This is a genomic window from Chitiniphilus shinanonensis DSM 23277, from assembly GCF_000374805.1.
Lineage (GTDB): Bacteria > Pseudomonadota > Gammaproteobacteria > Burkholderiales > Chitinibacteraceae > Chitiniphilus > Chitiniphilus shinanonensis.
Genome location: NZ_KB895352.1, coordinates 77243 through 80704 on the forward strand (window position 1 = coordinate 77243; position 3462 = coordinate 80704).

Sequence of the window (3462 nt, forward strand, 5' to 3'; positions counted from 1 at the left end):
CCCCCGCCTCCACCCGCTGGAACCGCTCCAGCATCGACGCCCGCGCCGCCTCCGGAATCCCCGGACCCTGATCGATCACCGCAATCCGCCACAGCCCGCCGTCCCGCCGCAGCACGCAGCGCACCACCCCGCCCTCCGGACCGTACTTCAGCGCGTTGTCCAGCAGGTTGGCCAAGGCCCGCGCCAGCATCAGCGGGTCGCCCACGCACGGCGACGGCTGATCCGGCACCTCGGCGTCGATGCGGCCGCCGCGCGCCTGGGCCTGGTCCCACAGCTGGTCCACCGCCTCGATCACGATATCGTTCAGGTCCAGCGCTTCGCGGTGCAGTTGCTCGGACTGCGCCCGCGCCAGCCGGATGAAGTTGTCGGCCAGCGCGAGGGTGCGCCGCGCCTGGGCGGCGATGCGTTGCAGCAGCGCCTGTTCCTGGGCGTGCTGCGGCTGGTGCAGTTCGATCAGGGTCAGGATCGACGCCTGCGGCGAGCGCATGTCGTGCGACAGGAAGTCCAGCGCTTCGTCGCGCTGGCGCTGCGCCTGCTGCACCGTGGCGAGGTCGACCAGCTGCACGATCCAGCCGGCGCCACCGCCGTGGCGCGGCACGCATTCGAGCAGCATGTCGGCGGCGTCGGGGCGTTCGGCGCGCAGAGCGCCGTGGTGGGTGTCGGCGATCTCCGCCAGGCCGGGCAGCAACGCGCCGTCGGGGCCGCTCAGCCGGGCGGCGAGCAAGGGCCAGGCGCGCTGGCCGGCCAGGACGTCGCGCGGCTGGTCGAAGAAGGCGGCGGCGGCGGTGTTGGCCAGCACGATGAGGCCGTCGCCGTCGACCACGCACAGCGGGGCGCCCAGGCCGTCGACGGTGTCGTGCACCAGCCGGTGCAGCTGGCGCAGGGCGTGCAGCGCCTGGCGCGCGGCGGCGATGTGGCGTTGCAGCGGGTCGCCGCCGCCGGGCGGGCGCTGGGCCAGCATGCCGGGCTGGCGTTCCAGCCGGGCCACTTCGTCGGCCAGGTAGTGCATGGCGCTGCGCAGGCGTTGCCAGCTCCACAGTGGGTAGGCCAGCGCCAGTCCGGCCAGGGCGGCCAGCGGCGCCAGCCGCACGCCGAGGCCGTGCTGCGCGCCCCAGGCGCCCAGCAGCACGGCGGCGGCCAGCCCGCCCAGCAGCGCCGGGGCCGGCCAGCCGCCCCTTGAGGTAGAAGGCGCCGCGACCGTCGAGGTAGTGCGAGCCGTCGTCCTCGCGCCGGTTGTCCTCGACCGCCAGCAGTGCCGGGCCGCTGACGCGTTGCTGGCCGAGGGTGAGGTCGCCCATGGCCACCAGGAACCAGTCGCGGTCGGGGATGGTGAGGTTGCGGCGGTAGTGGGTGCCCTGGCCGTCGGGGTCGAGCACGGCGACCTCGACCGACTGCGGGCCGGACGGCACGATCTGCCGCACCGCGAAGCGGCCGTTGCGGTCCACCGGCACCGGCGCGCCCAGCACTTCGACGGTCTGGCCGGCGGCGACGCCGCTGCCGCTGACGGTGACGGTGCCGCCGTTGACCGGGATGCCGGCCAGCTGGCGGGCGTTCTCGCCCCAGCCGGTCAGCGCTTCGCGTGCGGGGTCGTCGATGTCACTGGCCGGGGCGAAGCCGGTGCCGGTCAGCAGCAGCGGCTTGGCCACCGTTTCGTCGTAGCGACCGCGCGGGTCGTATACCCGCAGCACATACAGCAATTCGCCGGGCGCGTCGGCCGGGGGCACCCACGGCTGTTCGCCGCCGACGGGAATCGGCAGCGCCCACAACGGCTCGCCCCGGGTGCCTTGCTGGCGCGGATAGATGCGGATCTCGGCGCGTTCCAGGTAGCGCACGTAATTGCTGTAGCTGTAGAAGCGCACGGTGCTGCCGTAGGCCACCACCTGGCGATCGGTCCAGCCGTTGAGCGAGGGGGTGGCGGCCAGATCGTCGTACTTGATCTGGAGGTCGGCGGCGGCCAGCGCGACGTCGACGCAGCGACGGGCGTCGGCTTCGTTCACCGGTTCGCTGGCCTGCTGCGGCACGCCGTCGATGGTGACGCGGAACGGCGCATCGCTATGGCCCACGGCGGCGCAGGCGGCCTGGCCGGCCGCGGCGGGCTGGACCACGGGGTCGCCGGCGTGGGTGGTCTCGACGTCGTACCACACCCGGATTTCGACCCGACGGTTCTGCGCCATGCCTTCGGGCGTGTCGTTGCTGGCCAGCGGCATACGATCGCCCTTGCCGGCGATGCTGACCCGCTCCACCGGCAGGCCCGCCTGCTGTTGCAGGTATTCGGCCACCGCCAGCGCACGCGCTTCGGACAAGCGCTGGTTGTCGCCGTAGCGCGCCTGGGTGGCGGGCGACAGCGGGCGATTGTCGGTATGCCCGATCACCATGAAGCGCAGCCCGGGCTTGTCGCGGACCTCCTCCAGCAACTGGTCGAGCTGTTCGCGGTATTCCGGCAGCAGCGCGGCCGTGCCCGAACCGAAACGCGAGCGCAGGGTGCCGCTGCGCAGCTCGCGGGCCATCACCGGTCGCGTGGCGGGCGCGGGCTGGGCCAGCATGCGCTGCATGACGCTGCTGGCCGGCACGCCGGCCGCCGTTTCGGCGCGTTCGCTGTTGGGCGGGTTGGCGCCGGCACGCTCGATCACCTGCGCGCGTTGCGGGGTGTTGCCGCGCAGACAGCTCGATTCGTCCGCGCTGCAGGCCGGTTCGGGGGTGAACTCCTGTGCCGAGAGGGGTGTGGCGCTGAACAACAAGCCGATCAGGTAGGCGATGCGAGTCGGTTGGCGCAGTTTTTGGGCGATGTTCATGGCATCACCTCCAGGATTTCTTCTTCGATCTGCAACGGGTAGGCATTGCCCAGGGCGTGCCAGTAGTCGCCCATGTCCTGGCGCAGCGCCTTCAGGCGCCGCTGCACCAGTTCCGGTGGGGCACCGCTTTGCCGATAGGCCAGGCGCAGGATCGAGGGGGTCGATTGCAGGGTGGGCAGCAGCGCCTGCCACTCGACCTGCCAGGCGGGGGCCAGCGCGGTGTCGCCGGGCACGAAGGCGGCGTCGTCCAGCTCCACCCGCACCACGCGGTGCACCGTGGCGCCGAAGTTCAGCTTCACCAGCTTGCCGCGGGTGAGCCGCACGTCACGCGGGTTCTCGGTGGTGAGCCGGTAGCCCGACGGCAGCGTGCGTTCGTCCAGCTTCATCACGAAGTTGCTGCCGATGTCGCTGCGCGGAATGTCCGGGCACGGCACGTGGAAGCGCCCCTGCGCGTCGGTGGTCACCAGCAGCCCGCGCGGCGTGGCCATGCGCACCGCGGGCAGGCCCGGCTCGCCGTCGTCCTGGTAGCCGTTGCCGTTGCGGTCGTCGAACACCTTGCCGATCACGTCCGGGCAATCGAACAGCGGGTCGGGCACCACGCGCACGGTGGCGCTGCCGACGTTGGAGATCTGGGTGCCGGTCGGCTGGTTCAGCGCCCACGCCTGGTTGA

General features: G+C 72.4%; 2 protein-coding genes and 1 pseudogene. All 3 read right to left on the reverse strand.

Annotated elements, in window-relative coordinates; all coding sequences use genetic code 11:
- Positions 1 to 1129 (reverse strand): sensor histidine kinase (locus C556_RS23945; RefSeq protein WP_018749266.1); only part of this gene is annotated, 1129 nt, incomplete at its 3' end.
- A 1090-nt stretch (positions 1130 to 2219) separates the two neighbouring features.
- Positions 2220 to 2792, reverse strand: a pseudogene (locus C556_RS24210) (OmpA family protein); the annotation flags it as partial.
- Positions 2789 to 3462, reverse strand: a 674-nt coding sequence (locus C556_RS0116040) for a hypothetical protein (RefSeq protein ID WP_026263151.1), incomplete at its 5' end; no start/stop codon positions are given. The gene C556_RS0116040 and the pseudogene C556_RS24210, both read right to left, overlap by 4 nt.